This window comes from Amycolatopsis sp. (genome assembly GCF_035276945.1).
In the GTDB taxonomy this organism is placed as follows: domain Bacteria; phylum Actinomycetota; class Actinomycetes; order Mycobacteriales; family Pseudonocardiaceae; genus Amycolatopsis_E.
Genome location: NZ_DATELF010000035.1, coordinates 1 through 2,480, shown reverse-complemented (window position 1 = coordinate 2,480; position 2,480 = coordinate 1). Strand labels below are relative to the sequence as shown.

The following is a 2,480-nucleotide window of genomic DNA, read 5'->3' as shown; positions in this document are numbered from 1 at the left end:
AGATGAATGATGCATGTTTGGACAATGGTCTGTGGCCATACGGCTTCCACCACGTCGGGCAGTCCCTTCAGACCGTCGCAGACCAGGAAGAACACATCGGTCACGCCGCGGTTCTTCAGGTCGACCAGCACGCTCATCCAGAATTTGGCGCCCTCACCGCCGGTGCCGGCCCACAGCCCCAGCACGTCCTTGCCGCCGTCCACGGTGACGCCGATGGCGGCGTAGATGGGCCGGTTGGCGACCTGCCCGTCGCGGACCTTGACCATGATGGCGTCGACGAACACGGCGACGTAGACGGCATCCAGCGGCCGCGTGGCCCATTCGGTCATCTCGGCGACCACCTTGTCGGTGATCCGGGAGATCGTTTCCTTGGAGATCGAGGCGCCGTAGATCTCCGCGAAATGCGCCGAGATCTCCCCGGTGGTGAGCCCTTTGGCGTACAGCGAGAGGACGATTTCGTCCACGTCGGTGAGCCGGCGTTGCCGCTTCTTGACGATCTGCGGTTCGAACGTGCCCTCCCGATCCCGAGGAACCTCAATACGGACCTCGCCGGCCGCGTCCGACACGACGGTTTTCGCCCGGCTGCCATTGCGCACATTCGTCGACTCGCGGTCCGGCTCGGCCTGGTGCTTTTCATGCCCGAGGTGCTCGGTCATTTCTTCGGTCAGGGCGGTTTCCAGCACGTTCTTGGTGAACAGCTTCAGCAGTCCGTTCGGGCCGGTCAGCTCCAGCCCGCGGGCCTTGGCGTCGGCCACCATCGCGGCCGCGGCGGCCTGTTCGGGCGACAGCTGCCGCCCGTCAGCGTCGTTCTTCCTACGTGGACTCACGACGTTCGATGTCATCACTCACGGTGCCCATCCCGCCGGACCTCAGCCCGGCGTGTCGGGCCGGAAACACCGTTCGCGGCACAGTCCCCGCTAACCTGCAACAACGTCGCGGTTGCCGGAGGGTCTCGGGGCACTCTTCGCGGGGTTGGGAGCGGGGTCGGCGCAGCAGCGCGCGGTGAACTGCCGGACCGCCGCCAGGTCGAAGGCCGAACACGCCGGCTCGGTCCGGAAGGCGTGCACCGCCCGGACCGGCATCGCTGAGGTGGGCTGGGGCGGGTGTTGACCACGCGGAGCGCGGCCGGGATGACCGTGTCGATGATGGCGGCGACGACACCGATGAATATGGTCAGCCAGATCGGGATGTCCTGCTTGCCGGGTACGACCAGCCGGCTGAGCGCGCCGATGATCAGGCCGATGATGATGGCGGTGAGGAAGCCGGTGGCTTCCACGTCAACTCCTTGCTCGGGAATGGCCGAATGCGGAGTTCCGCCGGACAGTGCCGGTCAACCTGGCTGTGGTGCGATGGCGCTGGCCGGCCGGTCGAAACCAGGTGATGGAGGATGGGGTGTCGATGTCGGGGTATGCCCGGCTGCGACATTGGTCTTCGACGGGTCCAACGGGCAGGGGCTGATATGGCGGGCGAGGACAGCACCCGGGCGGTGGTGACCGCGTTGGCCGCGAACGTGGCGATCGGGGTGTCGAAGTTCGTCGCGGCCGGGATCACCGGGTCGGCGTCGATGCTGGCCGAGGGGGTGCACTCGGTGGCGGACTCGGGCAACCAGGTGCTGCTGCTGATCGGCGGACGCCGGGCCCGCCGGCCGGCGTCGCGGCTGCACCCGTTCGGGCACGCCCGGGAACGCTACGTGTACGCGTTCCTGGTGGCGGTCGTGCTGTTCACTTTGGGTGGCCTGTACGCGGTGTACGAGGGCTACCACAAGGTGGTTGACCCGCATCCGCTGGAGTCGCCGCTGGTCGCGGTGATCGTCCTGCTGATCGCCGCCGCCCTGGAGGGGTACGCGCTGCGGACCGCGGTGGGGCAGGCGAACCGAACCCGCGGGGGCCGCAGTTGGCTGGGGTTCGTGCGCCGCACCCGCAGCCCGGAGCTGCCGGTGATCCTGCTGGAGGACAGCGGCGCCCTGCTCGGCCTGCTGTTTGCCCTCGTCGGGGTCGGGTTGAGCGTGCTCACCGGCAACGGCGTCTTCGACGGGATCGCCACCTTGTGTATCGGCGTGCTGCTGGGCACGGTCGCGGTGCTGCTCGCGGTGGAGACCAAGAGCCTGATCATCGGGGAGTCGGCGCTGCCCGTGCAGGTCGCGGCGATCGAGACCGCGCTGGCGTCCACGCCCGGCGTGCAGCGCATCATCCATTTGCGGACCGTGCACCTGGGTCCGGACGAGTTGCTGGTCACCGCGAAGATCGCCATCGGGGCGGACGAGGACGGCGCCGAGATCGCCGCCACCATCGACGCCGGGGAGTCCCGGATCCGGGCGGCGGTGCCGACCGCGAAGGTGATCTATCTGGAGCCGGACGTGTACCGGTCCGATGCCGCCCGGTCGCCGAGCTGAGCACCGCGCGCGGACGCACCCTTGTCGGCGGGTTGAGTCGGAGGGGAACCGGGAGAGCCGGTGCCTGCCCGGCGGTGGATGTACCCTG

At 68.5% G+C, this 2,480-nt stretch carries 3 protein-coding genes; 1 reads left to right on the top strand and 2 read right to left on the bottom strand.

What is annotated here, in order from left to right; translation table 11 throughout:
• Positions 1 to 842, bottom strand: an 842-nt coding sequence (locus VJT49_RS04965) for an IS256 family transposase (protein WP_422652933.1), incomplete at its 3' end; no start/stop codon positions are given.
• A complete protein-coding gene (locus VJT49_RS04960) occupies positions 842 to 1,276 on the bottom strand; it encodes a hypothetical protein (RefSeq protein ID WP_324163489.1) in 435 nt (144 codons plus the stop codon). The genes VJT49_RS04960 and VJT49_RS04965, both read right to left, overlap by 1 nt.
• A 183-nt stretch (positions 1,277 to 1,459) precedes the next feature.
• On the opposite strand from VJT49_RS04960, the gene VJT49_RS04955 reads away from it, so the two are divergent.
• Positions 1,460 to 2,392 carry a cation diffusion facilitator family transporter gene (locus tag VJT49_RS04955; RefSeq protein WP_324163488.1) on the top strand — a complete coding sequence of 311 codons (933 nt, stop codon included), beginning with the start codon at positions 1,460 to 1,462 and terminating at the stop codon, positions 2,390 to 2,392.
• Positions 2,393 to 2,480 lie beyond the last annotated feature (88 nt).

What these genes read in the sequence shown, in the direction of transcription:
- VJT49_RS04955 (WP_324163488.1), top strand. Translation starts at nt 1,460, where the DNA reads ATGGCGGGCGAGGACAGCACCCGGGCGGTGGTGACCGCGTTGGCCGCG.